This is a genomic window from Fibrivirga algicola, from assembly GCF_011742925.1.
Lineage (GTDB): Bacteria > Bacteroidota > Bacteroidia > Cytophagales > Spirosomataceae > Fibrella > Fibrella algicola.
The window spans coordinates 489,725-511,572 of sequence record NZ_WAEL01000006.1; the positions used below are offsets into that span (position 1 = coordinate 489,725).

The window sequence follows — 21,848 nt, forward strand, 5'->3', positions numbered from 1 at the left end:
CTTAAAATTTAAGATTTACGCCCAGTGTGAATTGACGAACCGGTGGGTTGTTCAAGTTTACCGTAACGAATCGGTTGAAGTTGCCGCCCTGAATGGTGTTGCCATAGCCGTTTCCTTCCGGATCAACAGCCAGTTTGTCGCGAACCAATGGCGAATAAAGGATGAACGGGTTAGTCGCATTCAGGTAGATGCGGGCAGAGTTAACGCCAATTTTATTGAGCACTTTACCATTAACTGTGTAACCCAGGTTGATACTTCTCATTTTGATGAATGAACCATCCTGATACGACGTAGTAGAGGTGAAGTTTCGCACGCCACCACCCGCATCGGGCCGTGGGAATGCGTTGGTTGGGTTTTCTGGCGTCCAGTAGTCCATCACCAGCTGGTTTGAACGTCCCTGGTTCAGGAAGCCAAAACCAGAACCACCACCCGACGTACCTGACAAGTAAGGCACCACCACCTTCATGCCCATGCGAGCGAAGGTTACGATCGACAGGTCGAAGCCTTTGTAGCTAATACGGTTGGTTATACCACCTTCCCAGGCTGGCTGGAAGTTACCGATGATCTTACGGTCGTCGGCGTTGATGACACCGTTGTTGTCGACGTCTTCCACTCTGATCTCACCTGGAAGCTGCACAGGCGATGTTTGCTTCTTCAACGCGCCATTGTCAACGTCCGATTGCTGCCAGATACCGATTTTATTGTAGTCGTAGATAACAGTCAGTGGTTGGCCAACAAACCAGAAATTGCCTTTGTTATCGAGCTCAGTTGGTGTGGTCAACTGCGTAATTTTTTCCCGGTTGAAGAAGTACAACAGATCGGTGCTCCAGTTAAAACCATTCTTGTTTCTGAAGATGTCGACCGTCACCGACGACTCAAAGCCTCGGCCCTCTGTTCGCCCCAGGTTTTTCAGCGTTGAGTTGGCGCCGTTACTTTCCGGAAGGTTCACCGAGAGCAGGATGTCTTTGGTCTGCTGGAAATACGCATCAAATGTGCCGGTAATCCGGTTGTTGAACAAACCGATTTCCAGACCGATATCCGACTGAGCCGTGGACTGCCAGCCTAAGTTACTGGCAGGTAGCTGTGTAACGGTGTAGGCCAGCGCCTGCCCTGCAGCCGTAGTACCGAAGTTGTAATACCCTGTTGAGAGTGCACCCAAGGTGGCGTAAGCGCCTACGTTACGGTTACCCGAGATACCCCAGCCACCCCTCACTTTCAAATTTGAGAAGGCTGGTAGTCCTTTCATAAATGGCTCTTCGATGACGTTCCAGCTCAAGCCAATGGCCGGATAATTAAAGAACCGATTGGCCGGCGACAGGGTAGATGAACCATCCCGACGGAACGTGGCCGTCAGGACATACTTATCATTGAATGTGTAGTTCACGCGAGCCATGTAAGAAACCAGACCAGTCTCGCCGAAGCTGCCACTACCAGTAGGCTGACCTGAAGCCAGGGCGAAGTTGGCCGTTTTGATGTAATCAGCAGGTACGCCTTTTACGTTGAAGCTACTGCCCAGGTTATGATTTTTGGTAATCTCGTAAAGGGCAGTTACGCCAAGACGATGTTTAGCAGCAATTGTTTTATCGTAATAAAGCAGGTGCTGCATGTTAACATCCCAATACTCTGTATTCCGGATGTCGGCGTTAGATACGCTTTGGTCAACACCTGTGTTAACGAACGTATTTGGTGGGCCATACCCGTTGAAACCAGTCTGGCTGTAGTTCAGACCGGCGTTGAACCGGTACCGCAGGCCGTCTACAATGCCAACTTCTGCATACAGGCTGTTGAATGTTCTGATTGCCCGCTCATTCGACAGAATATCGTTACCGCGTGTAATAAGCGTGAGGGGCGTCACCGCCTGCGCTTCAATGGTTCCCCGCTTAGGGTTCAGCAGTACCGTGCCATCATCGTTGTATGGCTTGATCAGTGGCGACAAACGAACCAGTTCTGTTGGAACACCCCCACCCGCAGGGTCATTTCTGAACGTAAGGGTGTTGATGGTGTTTAAGCCTACTTTAACGCGCTTACCAAGTTTTTGGTCTATCGTAGCGCGTACGTTCATACGCTGAAAATTCTGATTGGGCATGATACCCGTTTCGTTGAAGTAGCCAAGGCCTAGACCATACTGCGTATTCTCTACACCACCCTGCAAGCCTAACTGATGGCTCGTGTTGAAGCCTTGCTTATACAGTAAGTCCTGCCAGTCCGTAGAGACACCTGCGGCGAGGTTTGCCCGTTCTTCTTCTGTCAGGGGGTAAGCCGTTGTGCCAGCGCCCTGCGTATTCAAAGCGGCCGATTGCTCTTTAAACTTGGCGTACTGCGCGCCGTTCATAACGTTGTACTTGCCCATGATGCTTGTCACACCATGGTAGCCGTCATACGACAGAATCGGCTTGCCAACTTTACCACGCTTCGTTGTAATCAGAATGACACCACCTGCCCCTCTTGACCCATAGATGGCCGTTGCCGAAGCGTCTTTCAAGATTTCGAGGTTCGCAATGTCGTCTGGGTTGATATCATTCAACCCCCCAAACGGAATACCATCAACCACCACAAGCGGGCCGTCGAGACCATCACCATTGCCCGTTGTCAACGAACGGTTACCCCGGATACGAATAGACGCCTGGCTGCCGGGTGTAGAGCCATTACTGACGATCGATACCCCGGCTGCACGGCCTTTGAGTTGGTTGAGCAGGTTAGGGGCCGGTACTTCTTTCAAAGTAGCCTCAGTCACGGTCGTCACCGCCCCCGTTACGTCCCGCTTGCGCTGGGTGCCGTAACCCACAACAATCACTTCGTTGAGCGTTTTGTCATCGGCGGCAAGAGTAATATTGATCACCGACTTACCCCCTACGGTAATCTCCTGAGAGACGTACCCAATGTAAGAGAAAACCAGAACGGCATTGTCAGGCACAGTCAATTTGAAATTGCCATTCACGTCCGTGCTTGTACCACGCGTCGTTGATTTGATCTGAACGTTTACGCCGGGTAGCCCTTCGCCATTGTCGCCCACAACGCGACCAGTCACTTGTGTGTCTTTTACTTCCGTGATGTTGCTTTGCTGAGATGAAGTTGATGGCGCCAAAATACGCTTGATCACCACCTGCTTTCCAACGATCTCGTAGCTTAGGTTAAGCGGGGTCAGAATCTGACTCAGCACCGAAGAAAGCGGTTCGTTCTTGGCCTCGTAACTGATCTTGCGCTGCGACTGAGTAATCTCGCGGCTGAATAGAAAGCGTACGTCAGACTGTTTCTCGATTCGTTTCATAATCGTCTCAACATCTTGACCTTGTACTGAGATACTGATACGCCGATCTAGTATCTCCTGGGCTCTGCCATCGAAGGCGAAGTTAATATTGGTCAGGATAAGCGCAAGCAAAATTTGCACGCTTGAAATTTTCATAATCCTGGCCCAAACATTTCGGTTAAATAAAATGCAGTGCATATGTTAGTGTGCGTAGTTGTTTTTGAATTGTAGTTGTAATTAATTGGGTGTTTTTTTGACAATTAATCTATTGAATAAGCACAGATTAATTGTCTTGTAGGCTTACTTTCTGCAGTCTTTTGCCTGCTTACTAATTGGGAGAGGCAGCTAGTACATCATACTTGAGTCAGCGTTAAGTTTATGGTTATTTACACCCTTTACTGTGGATGATGATCTGATTGTCAACGATCTCAAAGGACGACTCAATGGTTAAACAGATAAGTCGTATTTTTTCCAGGAAAGGCATATCGTTAAGTTCACCCGTGAACGTACACTGGCTTAGGACATCGCGATCGTACTGTATTGGCATAAAATAGCAGTCTTCCAGTTTATCTAAAATGGCTGAAACGGGTGTGTAGCTGAATGTAAATTGCTGAGCAATAAGTATGGATGGATCGTCTTTCGTTGAAAAACGTGTAGCCTTTACGAGTTCGGTCTTTTTCGAGCCGAGCCGAAGTTCTTCGTTAACAGTGAGTAAAATTGTTTTAGCAGGGACCTGAGCAGAAGCGACTGTAACCTTGCCTGTTTTTACACGTACCTGCGTTGACGAGTCGGCTTCAAAAGCACGTATCTTAAAGCTCGTGCCTACTACTTTTGCTGTCAGGTCTGCCGTGTAAACAATGAATGGCTTGGTAGGATCTTTGGCTACTTCAAAGAAGCCCTCACCCTTAAGAAATACCTCGCGAAGCGGATACTTGGTAGTTGTATGAAATCGAAGCTGGCTACCCGTCGACAATAGTACAGACGAATTGTCGGGCAAGAGAATAACCAACGGCTGGCCTGTGCTATTCTTGACTGTCTTCCAGTTGGCTTTATCCGCCAGTTGTTCACGCTTTCCGCCCAATTGCCTGAAGACGTCGATGATAGGCTGCTGCAGTTGCTTTAGAAAGAATAGGCTAACCAGTAGGGTAGCAGCCACGGCCCAACGTACCCAGGGCCAGTCTGAAACCGTGTTTTGGATAGAAAATGGCTGGGGAATCTCGCTCAGCATCAGAGCGACTTTATCACGTACCTGCTGGTCTGATAGGGTCTGCTCTGTACCTTGAATGGCTAAAAGTGTAGATACCGCCTGCTCATAAAGCTCTCTTTTTTCTGGATACTGAGCTAACCATTGTTGCCAGTACACTTGATCTTCCCGGCGTCTTTCCCGGACCCAGGTCCGAAAAGCGGCGCTTTCCAGGAAATCCTCCACAGTGGAGAAGGTGTCGGGCACATAGTCCATTTAGTACTTTTCTACTATTTTTAGTGATAGTATGAAGTCCTAAGCTGGTTATACCCTTCTTACGCTAAAATAATACCGAAAAAAACATAGGCAGACACAAAGACTGGTGATAGCCACTTGGTACGTAACTTGTTTAGTGCTTTCTGCAGTGAGTTAGAAACTGACTGGCGGTTCACGTTCATGACTTCGGCGATCTCAGGAATAGATAAGTTCTCATAGTAGCGCAGATAGAGCGCTTCCCGTTCGCGAGCCGGTAGCGTAGCCAGTTGGGCCTTAATTGTCGCAGTCAAACTATTCAATGATTCCTGCTGGATCAGTAATGTTTCTGCACTGATATCTTCAGCCAAAAATCCAGTCCAATCTATGTCCTGAACCGGCTGCTTTTTTTGGGCGCGTAGGTTTTGTAAAATGTGATGTCTAAGTGATTTTAAAAGATAATGCTTGACCGAATCTGTATCATTGATGCGAGACCGGTTTTGCCACAGTTGTAAGAATAATTCTTGAATACAATCTTCGACTATTGCTCCATCTACCATAAACTTTAGCCCGTAGTGTCTCAGTACACGATAGTAGCGTTCGGCTAGTTTGCCCAAGGCTTGTTTATCTCCCTGACGATAGGATATCCATAAAGTGTGATCAGTTAGTTGAGCAGCCATATCTTAAAGAGCAAATGGGGAAGAACAATAAGCAAAAACAGATCGTCAGATTGTAGCACTAGTCTGCTTAGTTACTGAATAACTGAAACCAAATTTCAGTTATGAATAAAAAATAGCAGTGAACGGATGAATGCATTTATTAATTAAAATTACGATCACCTGCTTAAGCAAGTCATTAGCTAAATAGCAGCTCGCTTGTGCTTATTATTGATCATAATTTGAAAGTGAATTTTCGGTTATATAAGAGTTTAGGTTGATTCTTTAAATTGCACTAATAAATTAAATTCGAGACGGTGATCACTTAAATACTTAAGTGAGTGAAGCATAGCTGTCATAAGACATAACAAGCTTAACACGAACGCGAAAACGGCTTGGTCAGGCTTAGTGAGCTAGCCTTGGAATCACTTCGCTTAATGGCGAAAGTGCATACGCCATAGGTCTGTAACACGAGTTGCGAATAGCGGTAAGAAGAGCAAAACACAGACAAGCTGATCAGTAAGATTTAGCTTTTTGTCTGTCGGCTCACCCTATCCACTTTCAAGTAGCAAGATTTCTTATATACCTAGGCAGATACACACGCTGTAGCGGAATACAAAGTACAACTATTTATAAATCATTATTAACTATGAAATTACCAAGATAGTGTGGGATATTAACCCAAACCCATCTATTTAGTCAGTGTACGGGCTACTAATAGATTTATTCTGCACTGATTTATCTCAATTAATCAGCCCGCCCTCTTCGGCCAGAGACAATAGTATTTGCTGGCAAGAGGAGTGAGTATTTGCCACCGGTGTGGTCAGCAATTGACTAAAAGCCTGATAACAAAAAACGCTAACTCGTTGAAAGTTAGCGTTTGTATGTTCCGTTGATGCGGAAAATGTGCTCCCGAAGGGACTTGAATTACAATTGATAGTCAGTCAGTTATATTGGGTTAATAGGCCAGGGGACGGAATAGGGGACAGATTACGGAAGGTCTATTAATTTGAAGGCTACCGGCATTCCAAATGATCGTAATGATTTTATCAAGCTGGAACCGCTATGTTTTGTGGGCGGTCATTGGTGTAGCTATCAGTTGTTAAGGTAGGGTTGAAGCTAATCGCGGATTACTCCATCATTATTTGTACTGAAATTCGATAAGCAGAGGCACAATATTTCCTGGAGCACCAGACTTCACTTCAAATGCTGCCTGATCAGTTTGGTACTTAACCTGATCCTGTCGTACAAGTTGATCGCCCAGTATATCTGCCAGACGTTTATCCAGCGAACCACGTTTACGTTCTAAGCTTTTAATCAGGGCATCTATAATCAACGGCCGTTTCGAGAAAAGAATAAGCAGATAGTCATTGCTTTTACGTTTTTCCATAACGATCGAATGGGTTTCATCTGGGTAGGCAACGGTCGTGTTGGGTCCTAACAATGGACTGGTTAACTCGTCGAAGGGAAATAGCTTGATAAAATCGCCCGCCTCATCGGTAGTCAAGGCATAGACGTACGCATTCTCGGAGTTGTTCAGGTAAAATTTAAACCGTGTGTTGGTCGGGTAATTTTGTGCCAACTGATACAGGGTTATGTCGTTCGGCGCAGACTCGTCTGAAACCACCTTGAGTTTACGCGTTGCTTGCTGCTTGATTATTGGCATCGTCGTGCCATCGTTCAGCTTGAGTTCTGCTGAACCACGCCGGTTGCCATCCTGAATAGCCTTGCCTCCCGTTACAGCTACGCTAGTTTTTACTCCTCCGTAAACCTGAAAGGCATTGTGCGTAAACCGGCCAAAATGTGCATACGGAATCCAGCAGAAACCTTTCTCGCCCCACTTGCTGGTCCAGCTATTAACAATACGAAAGGCCCCACCATGTAGTTTGTCATTGTAGCCCACTACGCAGATCGCCTGGTTATAGAGAATGTCGTCTACTTGTTCATTGGGTGCCGGCTCCCACACAGCACGGGCTTCTTCAAATGACAACGGAGCACCAATGCCCACTACTACCGGATTTCCTTCAGCCAGCGCTTTTTTTACGGCCAGTACTTTCTGGTCGGGATCGGTCGGTTCAGCAAACAACTGCTGGTAGTCGCCAATGCGGAACTGACTGGCTTCTTTTGCTGCGGCAGCTGGAATTGAGGGGCTACACAAGGGATAGGCAAGGGTTTTCAAACGGGGTACGCCAGCCGTTTTGAGCACATCCAACGCTTCTTCGATGGTGCCGCCCCCCTGGCAATTCTTGTCTTTCGGGTCTCGAATTTTATCATAGATGAAGGTTGGCGAAAAACGCGCCTGATCGAGCTTTGCCTGTTGCGTTACGTTCAGCTCTTTTCCTTCCATGATGGTGCGGAGGTAATAGGCCGTCGCAAAGGCTACTGATGTTTCCTGCTTTCCCTGATCACCAACACTGGGACAAAACTGCTCGTACGAAACCTGTTCGGGTAAGTTGTTAAGGCTTCGGGTTGTTAACCGGGCCTTGGTCATAACTGTCAGCGAACGCGTCTGGGTCATGTTAAGACCACCGGCGTATTTGCGAACGATGGGTTTTTCCTGCGCTTGAACAAGCGGGAGCCTGGTCGTTAGTATGGCTATAGCTAACAAGCGAGTAGTGAGTGTGCTCGGTTTCATATAAAAAGGTGTGCTTAGAAGCGTACGATACGGTTAATCCGCCCGTCTTATGAGGATGCTATTGATTCGTTCACTCCTTCTCCAGCTCTACGGTAATCTGCTTATTCAACTGAATGGACAGCGTGCTACCACCCGTAGCGCCAATATCGAGGCCAGCCGTGTTGCTTTGTATGAGGTACGTTAGTAGTCCATCACCCACGTCGAACTTATCCAGCCGCATCGTCTTGTCGATGTAATTGATACGCCAAGGTGTACGCTCCGGAACCGATAAGCCCACAATTTTATAACCGGGTGGCGCCGTGTACAACTCTCGTCGCTCGCTTACTTTAGCCAGGGTACCCGTGTCAGTTCCGCCAGTTTCGAAGTATACACCTAGTACCACCTGCCGCTCTCGAAGGATGATGAACTGCGCCGATATGGTAGCCTCAGGATTGTTAGCCCCAAACTCACCGTTACCTGAGATTAGTAAGGGCTTGAAAGGGCCAAACAAGGCCGTTTTAATGCCTGGCTTAGCGGCTTCAGCAGGCTTGTCACCACCGGCTGGTTTAGGTGCTGGGGCAGCGGCTACGGTTTTCAGCTCGGTACCAGCCGAAGCCAGTGCTGCTATTAGCTGTGCTTTTCTGGCGTCGAGTTGAATTTTCTGTGAGTTCATTAGTTGTAGACCCGTATCACCGGCCCGGCGGGCATTTTCATACTCACCTGCTAACTGCCGGTAGCTATTGGTCGTAGCCATGAAGAGTGGTTTCGGAAATTGCTGATCCAGCGCACTCGTCGATGCGTAGAAATTTCGTAGCCAGTCATCGGTCAGAGGAGCGCCCTGTTCTACGGTCGCCAGCATCGCGTCGGGTTCGCTCAACAGCCGTTTGTAGGCGATCATTTCCTGTAGCGTCTGATTCTGTTGCACATTGGTAAGCCGGGGAATCAGGGCCAGTGAGAGCCACCAGCAGAGCGCCGTTAGCGCAAAAAAGGCAGCATACAGACCCAGAAACTGGCTCCATCGACTGGTTCGTTCGGTTTGATTAATAGGTTTCATGGCAGGTAGGATTACTATTGCTGGGCGGCTTTGATTGCCCGCATACTTTCCAGGCTCGACTGTTTGAGCATCAGTTGCGTTTCCAGGCTTTGCACTTCGGTTTTGAGGGTGCTGATCTGGTCGATAAGCTGCACCTTGGTTTCGGCTTTGGTTTCCCGATCGCTGGCCTGGAGCGAAATGGTCCCAAGTAGTTTGCTGTAATTACGTCCGGTAGTTTGAGCCAGCGCTTTGAATACGGTATCAGCTTTGTAGCCGGTTTCCATTCGGCCAATGGCGGCTTCCTGTTTAAATCGGAGATCTGAAAACGCACTGGCCTGATCAATAGGGTCTGTTTTTTTGAACTTGATATGCAGGCTGTCGGCCTGCTGTACATCACTCAAAAACAGCAGTTCCTGCTCTGCCGACGTACCTGTCCCCGCCGACGTATTCCCGCTGCAGAAGGTATAAATCAACGCGCCGATACCGCCGCTAACAGCAAGTGTAATGACCAGAAATTTTATAAAGGGTACACTCATTTCGGAAGAGAGGTAAATAGGGTAAGTGGTACGACTTTTTTCGTTACGGTCATCAGCCCCCGATCAGGACCGTTGGCAGGCCAAGGATAATACTGCCGCCATGGGCCGTTGTGTCGCCCATTCGGGCGGCGGGCTTTCCGCCAATCAGTACTGTCATTGACCCGAGTATGATGCTGTCGGGTGGGCCTACGCAGGTGCACATATCGCCCACACAGGCGGCGGGTACCCCCCCAATCAACACGGCTATGCCACCGGGCGGCATAATTGGTCCGCCCACGTGCGGTATCGGGACAAGGCCCGGCGTAACCATTGGGCATACGTGCATATCGCCTACCCGTGCAGCTGGTTTTCCCATTGTTTCAGTTGTTTATCAGCAAGTCAATAAAACGTGTTATTACCCCCAGAATCGTCCCTTGCTGCCCGTTTTAGCTGCCGGTGCTTCCTGCCGATCGACGAAGAATTCATCCTTATCTTTCTCGACATAATTCAGTTGACTCAGCTTGCCATAGAGCGCAATGACAACGTCGCTCAGCCTGATAATGGAGGCGAACATGGGCTGACAATCGGCATGGGCGTAATCGGCATCGAGCACTTCCTGTAGGGCCGACTCGAACTGTACCGGGCTAACACCACACCAGTTTTTGACGTAGTTGAACATGGCTTCCTTCTCGCGGTCGGGGGTGCTGCGTATCATAAGCGTCAGCGCACGGGCGAAGCGCATACCGAACTCGGCAATGAACACCGGCGACTCGCAGCCACCGCGTAGCTGATACGCATCCAAATTGTCGGCAAGGGTGCGCACCGTTGCTTCGGCCAGGTAACCGATGGTGTTGGCCAGTAAATTGGCCTGACCGGAACGGGCGTTGGTTCGTACGCGCACAATAATGGCCGTAGCCAGACCCGCAATCTCACCCATGCGGCTGCCAATGGTCAGGTATTGCTGCTGCATGGTTGGGAAAACGCCTACCATCCGGCAGGGGGGCAGATAATCGGGAGCCAGACTGAAAAGACCATTGGCCAGCGTCAGCCGACCTACCGGCAGGTGAAAGGCCGCTGACACGGAACTACTCAGCACAGATTGCGGCACGGCCCCCAGCCGGTAGCTAGGCGTGGTGAAAGGATAGCGCAGCGGTACTTCATCAGGATTAGGCTGGCCCCAGGGTTGCGGCTCAAACGGGTTCACGTCAACTACCGCGTAGCCTACTGACTGGCCCAGACGCATCCACTCATCGCGGGCTGTGCTCAGGGCCAGCCGAAGCGGCGAGTGGGCCGCATCGAGTTCGATGCGCACACCACCGGGCGTAACGGCCCGGCACAGGCTCAGAATCAGCTCCTGTCCGTCGCAGGTGAGCGCGAGCGGACTGTCTTTGCCAGGGGCGGGGGGAAGCAAGCCGTAGTTTAGCGGACTGAGCAGCATTCCCCCTACGTCACGCGTGGCATCGCGGAAGGCGTTGTCGTTTCCCAGCAAATGTGACCGGGTAATTTTCATGCCGTCGGCCCAGTTAACGGGCCAGTATGTCAAGTCGGGGAGCATCTTGTAAAAGGGATGATAATTCATCTAATCGGAACGTACCTGGACGAATACGATCAGTCATTGGCGAAACTTCGGGCGATGATGACGTCATTGGATTTTATACCGCTCCGGGTCAGCGTGAGAGCAGGGTCTATGAATTGTTTCGACAGACCGCCCAGCGATTGTTTGTAGAATATCCAGCCCAGCAGACTACCTTCCTGGTTATGCTCATGGTACTGGATCGGTTGCTCCGGGTTTTCCTCCGCGTTATGCGAATAGATCATGTAGTGAAATAGATCCTGCAGCGTCCGGTCGATGGGGGCTTTAACGGTGTATGTGGCCAGTTCGGTAGCGTCGGGGGTTTTTGCTACCTGGAAGCTTAGCCGCACGGTATCCGTCAGTTCAATGAGCGGCACAGCCCGGTCGACGGGATAGAACCACTTGCGATATACTTTCGAAGGAATAGCCTGCCAGGCGGTATAGGCATACATAAACACCAGCGGTAGCATGAACGGTAGCAACCCCAGAATAAGCGCGATCAGGAACCGGTCAGACCGTTGTAACCACTGGAACAGGCCTGTGAAAGCCCCCGCCAGCAGGAAAAGTACGGCCCCCGCCAGCAGACACTCGAACCAGAAAGTCACCTCGGTCAGGTACGTAAATTGTCGGCGCGATATCAGAACATGCACTATCCCCAGCAGTAGTGCGAGCCCTTCAAGACACCAGAATACGAGTACAAGCGACTCTACACGGGCGAAAGCAGCGCCCATAACAGCACCGATAACCACCGCAATGAGTGCGTAGAGCAACAGCTTTTTGGTGAAAACGGCTTTTGCCGAGTACCGGAAGCTGAGTCCGATCAGGCATACAATAGCCAGCACGACGTATAGCAAAACAGTGAGAAGAACGTCGGTTTTCATAGGCAAGGGGTATGGTTAAACTGGTAAGGGATAGAGGGAAAATCGTCAGGCAGCTAAGGTGGTGGTTAGTCCCAGCCGCCCGGCTGTATGTAGGTCCGACAGTTGAAAACCGTCGTCAAGAGTTCTGGTATCGGTCTGCAGGTCCAATTGCCAGTCAGCATCGACCGGAAATAGGTAGCCCGCCAATAACTGAAGCTGCCGCTGACCGGGACCATCTGGCAAAAAACCGGGCAATTGATCAGCGGTTAAAGGTCTGATGGTCAGTTGAATCAATCCGCCGTCGTCGACTATGGCTGGTTGGGGTAATACCCAGTCCAGGCCTAGCTTTCCGTCGCCCAGGCGGTTCGGTTGCCAGGGAGTAGCCTCATCAACCTGTTTGGGTGATTGACCAGCAGCCTGTTGACCGTACCGAATGTGAACCGGCACGCCCAGGAAGTGGCTCATGTAGAGCGCCGTCTGCGGCCAGTTACCCACCAGGCTGTGTGCCTGCGTAATCAGCAGAAATAGGGTTGCCCGTTGCATCGGCGTCAGCGAGCTAGTTTCGGCCTCTGGTGCTACGAGCCTGAGCAGTTCGGCTACCAACTGTTCGTCATTGCCCGCCAGCGTTTGGCTTTCAAACCGGGCAATGGCCGCTCGCTGCCGGTTGAACTGGTTATCGAACGGTAGAAAAAAAAGCCGGGACTCCTTTTCCTGCGTTTCTTCCTGCCGCCGTATCTCGGCCCACTCATCGTCGCCTTTTGTCCGTTTTTTGGCTTTATGAAACAGTCGCTCCGGCAAGGTGTCGTAGAAACTGTCGCGTGGAATGCCAAACTGCCAGTACGATTGGTGCTGATCATTCGTCCGTTCCCGAATCTCCCGAACATCACGCTCGAAATTGTAGGCCGTCGTTCGTTCGGGACTGATCACTAGTTGATCGTAGGTCAACAGGCCGACATCTACCAGTTCGTTGACTATGTGCTCGAACCGGAGCCGCCGGGTAGGGGCCTGATTGAGCAGTAATTCTATGTCGGTGGGTTGTAGCATATCCGGGTTAGTTTTTTAGCATCACCCGGTATGGCATGGCGGCAAATGACTGTTGTTCGATCAGGTGTTTAATCCGGTGGCAATGCTCCTCCCATTGATCGGCGGGGACGAGTTTGGTTGGATCGGGCGTGAGCAGCACGTCGATGGTCCGTACCAGTCCTTGGGTTTTCATCGCGCCCGCCGATAGCCCTTTGCCAATGCTGACGCCCTTAAGCTTATCGCCCAGTTCGGCAAAGCAAACGGCTTTGATGTCCTCGGCCGTAACCACGCGCCCTCGGGTGAGCAGGGCTTGCCGGAACGCGGGCAGGTTTTCGTCGGGTCTGAGCCGTTGTTTGCCACCGGTCGTGGTGGTGAGCAGAAGCAGTTCGTCATCCGAAAAAACAACCTGGCTGCGGTCTTTGCTCAGTTTGGTGCCAAACGGAATCTTGTTGGCCAGATCGGCTTTCGTGCTCCAGAATGCTACCGTCAGGCGTCCGGTTTTGGCGGTTGTTTTCACCGTCAGGTACGCGCTTTGCTCGTTGCCGTCGCCAATGGCGGTGTTGATTTTTTCGAGCCGCTTTCTGATCTCTTCGATCTCACTTTCCAGCTCACTACGCCCCAGCGCCATAAACTGGGCGCTTTCATCGCGTAGTAGCGTGATCAGGTACGTCACCATGTCGTGGGCATCACGCTCATCGAAGCGGGCAATACCTCCCTGCTGCAGCACGTACTGATTCTGCCCGTCGCGGGTAATTTGCTGGGCTCCGTTGAGGGTTAGGCCTGTGCCCGTTTCCACGGCTACCATCGCCATAAACGACTCCTGCGGCTCGACCTTGACCGGAAAAACATTGAACAGCGGCTTCAACTCGTGCGAATCAACACACAGTTTGCGGTTCAGCACCGGAAACGCGTTGATGTCGATCTGGGTACGGTGGGCCACATCGGCCGACAGGCTTTCGGGAAACTGGATCTTGATCCACACTAAGTCGGTCGTGAAAAACTTGTCAGCTTCTTCGGTCGACAGGCCCTGGCGCAGTTCGGCCGGGCATTTCTGGCGGCAGGCAGTTAATGAAATGGATTGGCCGGTTTTTTTTGCCAGGCTGCTGACCGACAGAAAATGCCGACCGTAGTACCGACGTACCTGATCGTGCAGTCGGTTCGCCAGCGAATCATCGCCGAACTCGTACTGTTCCGGCAGGCCCGGGGCCGACTCGATCTCTGTATCGTTCATATACAGGCGCGTGTCGGCGATCTGCTCCAGATGGGCTGACCGCAGCGGATCATTGCGCCAGTCGAAGAACAGCAGCAGGTTCTCGAATGCATCCAGCTCCGGGTCGATAGCCAGCCCCAGCCAGCATTGGTTGCCCGGAAGCATCTGGTTCATGAATGACTCGTTCAGGGCCGGGCTGTAGACTCTGATTTTGTTCTGAATGATAACCGTTTTGATCCGCGCATTGATTAGCGGGAACGAACCCGCCGCCGAGAAATGCACCTCCTGCCCGCCCATGCTGCACGTAAACGGGTGGGTAGGCAGCACGGTAAATGAGGGGTCGATGATGTGCGTCCGCATGACCGCGTGGGCCGGTTGCGGGCCGGTCATCACGTCGGGCGCGAGTAATTGCGCCAGCCGCTGTACGACGCGGGTGCGCGAATTTTCCAGTTCATGGTGCAGCCCTTCCAGGCCGGTGGCGAATGCGCCCAGTAACAGCCCAACGAGCGGATCGAACCCTTCGACGGCCATGTCGGCCTCGTCGTAGTTCCAGAGCCGGGCTACTTCCCGGATCATCTCGCTGCGAATAGCTTCGCGGGATCGTTGGCGTTGCGGTGTCATGGTTTCTTATTAAAGTTGCTTCGCGCTCTAGGCCCTTCGACAAGCTCAGGGTGACAGGACACTAAAAGATGTGAATGACTAACTTGAGTAGGATTGTCACCCTGAGCCTGTCGAAGGGCTTAGAGCGCGAAGCAAATTGCATGCTGTTCATTGCTTAAGAGTAGTCATGGGTTTAAGAATAGCGGACAACCCGGAATTTCATGTCGGGTAGTAATTCGCGGGTCTGGGTCAATCGGCATTGAATGACGATCTGCACGTAACGGCAGATACGCGGGTTGCGGCCATCCACCTTTTCTTCAATATCAGTTACGTCAACATCCACCTGCTCCGGCTCGATGCGCTGATCGAATTTGCGCAGGTACGTTTCGATGGAGCGTTTGATCTGGTCTTTAGTGGGTGTGTCGTTCAGTTCGTGAAACTGGTAGTTATGCAGAATACAGCCATACTGCGGGTCATACTGGTACTCGTTGGGCCGCGTGGCTAGGTAGAGCGCAATGTTCTGCACCACCGACTCGGCAAGGGGCAGTTTATCCAGCGACTGCCGTTTCATCAAGGCACCAAACGAGGGCGGTAGGGCGTAGTAGTCCATCAGCCGTTAGTTGATCATGACAATAGCGCCTTTCAGCGAAGCGGGGCCGCTGCTTTCGAGGGCCAGTTGGGCATTGGCTTTGATCGTGGCCTGCGCCTGTGCCTCTATAGCGACGGTGGCCCCTTCGATCTTCACGCCTGCTTTACCCGCCAACTTGACGTTCGCGCCTTCAAGGCCAACATCAGACCCGGCACTGATCTTCATGCCCTGATCGTTGCTGATCTCGGTTTTGCCGGCCTTTACTTTCCATTCCTGATCGGCAGCAAACTCAATGGTTTTGGCCTTCATACTGATTTTGTCCTTGGCCTCCAGCTTGATGCTGCCCTCGCTTTTGATGGTAATACTGGCATCGCCATCCAGCGACAGCACAATCTGGTTCTTCGTGTCTTTGTTATAGATCTTGATGGTCTCCTTGCCCGATTCATCGTTGATCAGGATGTGGTTGCCACCACGGGTAATGATGCCCTTAATGTTGTTTTCCTTGTTGAACAGCGGCCCCGGTTTGGCGTCGGTATGGTACATGCTCCCCCGCACAAACGGCAGGTCGGGGTTGCCAAACTCAAAATCGACGAAGACGACTTCTTCCTTCTCAGGAATGAAATAAACGCCCTGTTCCTTGCTGCCCATCAGGCTGGAGACACGTATCCAGGGGGTCATTTCGTTCGTAGCCTTCTGCCAGGCAAACTGCACTTTTACCCGGCCCAGGCCCTTTTCGTCATCCACTTTCTTCACCACGGCGGGCTGCGATTGCGCAATGGGCGACGTAACCGCGTAGGCAACCGGTGGAAACGCCACGTCCTGCGGAATGGCCTCGAAACTGGCCTGATAATCCCCGTTGCCGTCGAGGTAGTGGGTGAGTTGCGTGATCAGAAACGAGCCGTAGTCAATGGTCTGGCCGTCTGTGTAATGATCATCCTTCACCTTGATAAGGCCGCCGATCTTGAGTTTCATTTCGGGGGTTGTGCCCTGAAGAATGGCGAAGCTGTTCGACCGCTCGCTTTTCCCCAATTTGACGGCGCTTTTCAAACTGCCGTCAGACTGGTGATTCTGGTACCCCAGTTCCACCAACTCGTCTTTGAACAGCTTCTCTGACTTTTTGTGCATGAGCTGGGCGAACTCCTGCAGGCCATCTACCGATGCGCCGGACGAGGGCGCTTCAAGGGGCTTGTGCGTCTGGTAATCGTAATACTGGGCTTTCTGGTTGACCGGCCCAACGCGCAGGCTGTAGTCCAGATCGAAGACGTTGATGCCGTATTGCAGCGCGATGGCCTCTGCCGATGAACGCCCCCCTTTGCCAAAAATGAACGACTGCCCATCGTAGTACATCCACTCGCCATAGCTTTTGGCCAGCCGTTGCAGGAAGTGGTAATTCGTTTCTTCGTATTGGGTGACGTACGGAATCGTCGGGTTATTGCTCGGCGAAACCTTGCTGCTCAGGTTTACCGACGAGGTAATCCTGCTGACAATGTCGCGTAGCGATTGCTGCGTAAAAGAGCGGGTGGTGCGGTTGGCCCCGAGCAACAGCGTAGGGCTAACTCCCGACACATGAATGACATTGGCCGCCGTAGGGCTTTTCGCCAGTTTAACGCCGGTGACAATGCCCTTAAATAAGAGCGATTGACTTTCTACGCCATTGTCGGTCAGCTTCAGCTTGATGTTAATTTCTTCACCGACCAGCTTGTCTGCATACGTTCTGATGCTGACCGTACTGGGCTTGTCGGGTAACATGCCCGGCAACAGGCTGAACTCGAACGGTTGATGCGCATCGAACGGTTGCCTGATGGTAAGCGTGCTGACCTGCGTAAACGTCATGCCGTTGACTTTTATCTCAGGAAAGGCAATAAGTTCGTGGGTTGATGCAGACATAGCGGAGAGCGTTAAACTAAATTAATTGTATCCTGCACAGAAATGGCCTGCGCAGGATACAACCTGACTATTCACAACTTAGGCACGCTGACCTTGCTTTGGTACAAGGTTGAACTCTACTTCCTGCGCTTTTAGAATGCCAGCGGTAATGGTGAAGTTTTGCATGCCCTGCCCTCCGCTAAATGACTCGTTGAAGCTACTAATGGAAGCATGCGAGAATTCGATTTTACGGACCTGTCCTTCTGAACCGTTTATGTAGATCTCTCCTTTAATATCATTTTTGTTTTGCGCTAATACCAGTTCAAGGAGAACTTTATCGGCTTTCAGGGTTTGAATGGAGACGTTAATGTCACCACCCATCACACGAGATGCTGTTTTCCCGTCCATGCCAATCTGCTTACTAAAGCCGTACGAAAGCGACAAGACAGTATATTCGCCCTTATCAACTTTAATCCATGATCCCATGTCTTTGGTAATATCAATATCTGCCATTGTTTTAGTTGATTTAAATATTGAAAAATTTGGTTTGTTTAATTTTTATTTAAGGTCTGAGTCCCAGTTGCCTTTTGTTCCCGTCAAGTTGATTTCAAATACTTTCGCCGGGAAGAAAGGCTTTAGCTTGACGTTCACAACCACGTGGGTAGGATTGGTAGGATGCCGTTCAACGACCAGGCCGCTATAATCCTCTATAATCAGACCTGAACCACGAATCTTGTCCAAAAAGCCATAGATCTGACCTTTGATCTCCTCCAGCATGAAGGTGTCGATGTTCTCGAAAGTCCGGCGGTTCAGGAAGTCCTGGAACACCTTGCCGATCCAGTCGAATACCCGCACTACGCTGTAGGTTTGCAAGCCCACGTTATCACCGTTGAAGAGCGTTTTGGCCGAGAAGGGAATTACCCGGCCGTATTCGTATACCATCGGAATCAGGCCCTTGTCTTCGAGCTGGGCGATCTCGCCCTTGCGCATGCTGAACCGGACACCACTCGCCATTTTCAGCTTACCGTGCTTCACCCCGGCCGATGGTTGCGCAATGTGACCACCCCAGAGCATGCCGGCCAGCGCCATGGCAGGCGATATGTAGAGGTGTTCTTCCTGCCCCAGTTCGGTGTAGGCTTCGCGACCGACAATCCAGTTGCAGGGCATCATCACGTTGGCCTTTTGCGGGTCGGCGCTGGTGAGATTGTCGCGCTCGAACATGGCTTCCACGCTGTCGGGATCATCGAGGTGCCGGTAGTCGGTGATCAGCATGACTTTGTTCTGATGCGCCAACGTGGCCCATTTGTCGACAATGGTGTTTTTCTTGAGCCAGCCCGGCAACACCAGCAGCGAGTAGTTTTTCGAGAGGTCCATTTTGTCGTATCCATCCCGCAACTCATTGGCGACGCGCTCAAAAATGCCGGTCGGGTTGCTGAACCCGTCCGCATCGGTGGTCATATCGTTGTCGGCATCGAACAACACCAGGTTTTTGACCTTGTCGGCTTCGGTGTTCTCAAAGAACAGAGACAGCGAGCGGTACGACGATTCCAGTTCCTGGGTTTGCGAAATGGCAGCGGCCAGGTTCTTTTTGAGCGACTGACTAGCGACGGCTACTTTCTCTTCGGCATCGGCAACCATATCAGGTACGTTGGCATGGGCGGCCAATAGCGCCGCAAAATCCTGTAACCGCTTTTTGAGTTTTTTCCGGTCCGCTTTGTTGTCTTCTTCGGTCAGGAAAATGCTCTTGCGGGCCTTCTTGGACGGGTCCATGTTTTCGGTGCCGTCTACGATGGTTTTGATAAACTCAAAGCCACCAAATTTCGTCAGTTGCTGGACGCTCTCGGCCAGCGTGCGGGTGGGCTGTTTCTGCTCCAGCACGCGCTCTTTCACGAGCGGGGCGCCCGCCAAATTCTGTTCTTCCTGTGCCATTCGTATGCTGGGGTTGGGATTGTGGGTGTGGAACGAGTTGCTTACTTGGCGTCGGCCTCGTCCAGTTCGGTGGCCATCACGTTTAGGGCGTCGATGAAGGCCTGCTTCGCCTGCGGATCGGCCAGAAGTTTCTGGAAGGCCTTGTTCGACATCAGCCGTTTTATCAGGCTCTGGTAGTTGTTTTCGTCGACCTGAAGGGCCTGCAAAAACGCGCTCTGGTCAATGATGCCCTGCTTGCTGAAGGCCGTCAGGTTCTGAAAAAACAGCGTTTCGTTCACCTCTTCGCCATCTTCGGTTTCGTGGGTCACATCAACCTGCGGCTGAAACGTATCGAAGGCTTCCTGCAATTTCTGCACACCCTCGATGGGGGCCTGACTCATGGAATCGGCGGTGAATTTACCGACCATGGCCGTCTTGTTTTCCTGGAGGAACGAAATGGCCTCGCTGGTTTCTTCGGGGATTATGACACCCCCGATCTGAGGTTTATTGACTGCCATCAGCTAAAAGATAAAGTTGAAAAATGAAGTAAGCGTTGAACTATACAAAGCAATCTTAAAAGCAGATTAGCGTCAGTAACTTAAGCAGGTCAGAGTTAACCAAACATTAACCTAAACTCAATTGATGTGGCTTTACTGACTTCTGTGCACTGTAATACAATAATTACGGTTATACCAGTTTTAATGCTGAAGTGGAAAGCCTCTTCTATATTCGTGATTGTCAGGTGTAGACGCTCTTTATGTGGCAAAAGGGTTATTCATGCCAGCATATCTAGTGCTGTTCAAGCATATTATTGATCACTCCTTTGAAGTAGATATGCATGTCGTAATCGATAGTGGAGATTGGATAAAGTCGATTTGTTTGAAGCCGTGTAACAAATCCAAGTAAACATAGAATTATGAATCTAATTCATAATTACCTTCCATGCTTTGATCTGTCGACGTAAGCTCTGCTCCTGTACTTTTTACAATCGCAATTTGTGTTGCGTTCTTGGCTACTTGGTCGTCTATGAGGCCCACACTAGCGAGTGTCAATACACTTAAATATATGTTGTTGGACCCACCCGTCATTTGACGTTTTAACTGGGGCCGTGAAGGAGCAATTGCTGCCAGTGCAGGGGCTAGTGCACTGGCAGCTGACGCTCGTGTCCAAAAGTTTGGGTCGAAAGATGTAAGCACATGGCCGTTAATTGTACGTGAGCCTAAACGCACATTATGTTGTCCTATTGATAGATCACTAATTACTGCTAGAATAGTTGGGGCATGTTCTATTTGAGCAGGATAGGTTAGTCGGTCTAAATAGACTAAAAGTTGCGTCTTTGTTTTGTTGTCCACCAACGCGGAAAAGAATTCTTCTAGTGCCATTCTTTGGCCATTATTCATCATTCCTTGAAAAGTTTCTTTATTACGCTCATATACTGTATTATAAATAGATACCATTATATATGAGATGTTGCTGTCGGATAGAATATGATTCCTTGTAATTCCGTTGTCAAATATACTCTCTCCGTCGTTCATCAACGAATCCGCTATATCATTGTAAAAAGTCGGTGAGGCGCCTAAAGTTCTTGGGTTAGCTATTGAGGCAATTGTTACTGCTTCAGGCATGCCTTTTCTTTTGTATAATTTGAGAATTTTTCGGGAGATTGTTCCCCAATGCTTCGTACCAGCGCTGTATGGATGGGACGCGATTTGTACATTTTTGTGTATTGTTGCCGCAAAGCCTCTCGAGTCGCCCTCTTCGTAGTACGAAGCTGTACCGTCAGTATACTTAGATTTTGCTTCTCTTTTTTGCTGTACTCGGGATGCTACTAGGTTGCGGTTAGTGTGCGTTCTTGGCTTTGTAACTTTCGGCATGTGTTTGTTTGGTTTGGGTTTCTGAATTGCTGTAGTTAAATCGCTATACTGAAAATTTTGCATACATATTCCCTTCTTACGTAAGGGCTCCGTTTTACGGAGCCCTTATGTAAGCACTTTAAAATTACCTTTGCTTGCGTTGGGCTACAGTGATTATATTAAAAAAGTTAACAATTGTGTTAATACCATATAATTCAACATCACGGCTCTAAAAGATCCCGTTGAAAGGGTTGGAGTTTGTCGTTTAGTTCAAAACCTAACTTACCCTTTACCAGCTGCTCGCGCACTGCTTTAGCCACCGCTTCGGCGCTGCACTGTACGTGGAGCTTTTGATAGATGTTCTTCAGATGCCGCCGCACGGTCTCAATCGAGATGCCGCACTCGATGCCAATGCGCCGGTAGGGATAACCCCGCGTTAGCATCTCCAGAATCTCCCGCTCGCGGGGCGTTATTCCGTACTCTTCCCGCTTTGGGTTAGGTGGTGCCCGGAAGGTGGTTAGCACCCGCTGGGCAATGCTGGGCGACATGGGCCCGCCCCCTTCGCTGATCTCCTTTAAGGATTGCAGCAGGTACGTTGCCGAGTCGCGCTTGAGCAGGTAGCCGTCGGCCCCGTTGCTCAGGCAGGCAAACAGCCGCTCGTCATCGTCAAACATCGTGTGCATCAGCACCCGCACGTTCGTATTCACTTCCTTCACCCGGCGTACACACTCGATGCCATCGGCACCGGGCATGTCCACGTCCATTAGTACCACGTCGGGCCGGTCCAGAACAATCTGCTTCACGATGGTCTGCCCGTCGGGGTACGATCCCGCTACGGAGAAACCCGGTGCCCCCTCGATGAGCAA

General features: G+C 50.7%; 18 protein-coding genes. All 18 read right to left on the minus strand.

The features are described 5' to 3' along the window. Position 1: 1 nt before the first annotated feature. A complete protein-coding gene (locus F7231_RS18180) occupies positions 2-3,403 on the minus strand; it encodes a TonB-dependent receptor (RefSeq protein WP_166692955.1) in 3,402 nt (1,133 codons plus the stop codon). A 226-nt stretch (positions 3,404-3,629) separates the two neighbouring features. Next, on the minus strand, positions 3,630-4,706 hold the full coding sequence (locus F7231_RS18185) for a FecR family protein (RefSeq protein WP_166692956.1): 1,077 nt from the start codon (positions 4,704-4,706) through the stop codon (positions 3,630-3,632). A 59-nt stretch (positions 4,707-4,765) separates the two neighbouring features. After that, the gene (locus F7231_RS18190; RefSeq protein WP_166692957.1) at positions 4,766-5,362 is read right to left on the minus strand and encodes an RNA polymerase sigma factor; all 597 of its coding nucleotides are present in this window, start codon (positions 5,360-5,362) and stop codon (positions 4,766-4,768) included. 1,117 nt (positions 5,363-6,479) lie between these two features. Then, entirely contained in the window at positions 6,480-7,973 is a 1,494-nt protein-coding gene (locus tag F7231_RS18195) for a C1 family peptidase (RefSeq protein WP_166692958.1), read from the minus strand. A 70-nt stretch (positions 7,974-8,043) separates the two neighbouring features. Further along, on the minus strand, positions 8,044-9,006 hold the full coding sequence (locus F7231_RS18200) for a hypothetical protein (protein ID WP_166692959.1): 963 nt from the start codon (positions 9,004-9,006) through the stop codon (positions 8,044-8,046). Between the two features lie 14 nt (positions 9,007-9,020). Next, positions 9,021-9,521, minus strand: coding sequence for a hypothetical protein (locus F7231_RS18205; protein ID WP_166692960.1), 501 nt, complete (start codon positions 9,519-9,521; stop codon positions 9,021-9,023). Between the two features lie 52 nt (positions 9,522-9,573). Next, positions 9,574-9,876 carry a PAAR domain-containing contractile injection system baseplate protein gene (locus tag F7231_RS18210; protein ID WP_166692961.1) on the minus strand — a complete coding sequence of 101 codons (303 nt, stop codon included), beginning with the start codon at positions 9,874-9,876 and terminating at the stop codon, positions 9,574-9,576. A 39-nt stretch (positions 9,877-9,915) separates the two neighbouring features. Then, positions 9,916-11,079: a hypothetical protein gene (locus tag F7231_RS18215; protein WP_166692962.1), complete on the minus strand. Its 1,164-nt coding sequence runs from the start codon at positions 11,077-11,079 to the stop codon at positions 9,916-9,918. 29 nt (positions 11,080-11,108) lie between these two features. Continuing rightward, positions 11,109-11,954, minus strand: a complete 846-nt coding sequence (locus F7231_RS18220) for a TssN family type VI secretion system protein (protein WP_166692963.1) — start codon at positions 11,952-11,954, stop codon at positions 11,109-11,111. Positions 11,955-11,999: 45 nt separating this feature from the next. After that, positions 12,000-12,977, minus strand: coding sequence for a type VI secretion system baseplate subunit TssG (locus F7231_RS18225; protein ID WP_166692964.1), 978 nt, complete (start codon positions 12,975-12,977; stop codon positions 12,000-12,002). Between the two features lie 7 nt (positions 12,978-12,984). Next, complete coding sequence (locus F7231_RS18230; protein WP_166692965.1) at positions 12,985-14,787, minus strand: type VI secretion system baseplate subunit TssF; 1,803 nt, start codon at positions 14,785-14,787, stop codon at positions 12,985-12,987. Positions 14,788-14,959: 172 nt separating this feature from the next. Continuing rightward, positions 14,960-15,376 carry a GPW/gp25 family protein gene (locus F7231_RS18235; RefSeq protein WP_166692966.1) on the minus strand — a complete coding sequence of 139 codons (417 nt, stop codon included), beginning with the start codon at positions 15,374-15,376 and terminating at the stop codon, positions 14,960-14,962. A gap of 6 nt (positions 15,377-15,382) precedes the next feature. Then, complete coding sequence (locus F7231_RS18240) at positions 15,383-17,242, minus strand: type VI secretion system Vgr family protein (protein ID WP_166692967.1); 1,860 nt, start codon at positions 17,240-17,242, stop codon at positions 15,383-15,385. A 78-nt stretch (positions 17,243-17,320) separates the two neighbouring features. Next, on the minus strand, positions 17,321-17,734 hold the full coding sequence (gene tssD, locus F7231_RS18245) for a type VI secretion system tube protein TssD (protein ID WP_166692968.1): 414 nt from the start codon (positions 17,732-17,734) through the stop codon (positions 17,321-17,323). Between the two features lie 45 nt (positions 17,735-17,779). Further along, positions 17,780-19,150, minus strand: a complete 1,371-nt coding sequence (locus tag F7231_RS18250) for a type VI secretion system contractile sheath protein TssC (RefSeq protein WP_166692969.1) — start codon at positions 19,148-19,150, stop codon at positions 17,780-17,782. A gap of 41 nt (positions 19,151-19,191) precedes the next feature. Then, entirely contained in the window at positions 19,192-19,647 is a 456-nt protein-coding gene (locus tag F7231_RS18255; protein ID WP_166692970.1) for a hypothetical protein, read from the minus strand. A 396-nt stretch (positions 19,648-20,043) separates the two neighbouring features. Then, a complete protein-coding gene (locus tag F7231_RS18260) occupies positions 20,044-21,003 on the minus strand; it encodes a hypothetical protein (RefSeq protein WP_166692971.1) in 960 nt (319 codons plus the stop codon). A gap of 200 nt (positions 21,004-21,203) precedes the next feature. Beyond that, the coding region (locus tag F7231_RS18265; RefSeq protein ID WP_166692972.1) for a response regulator at positions 21,204-21,848 on the minus strand (645 nt) is incomplete at its 5' end.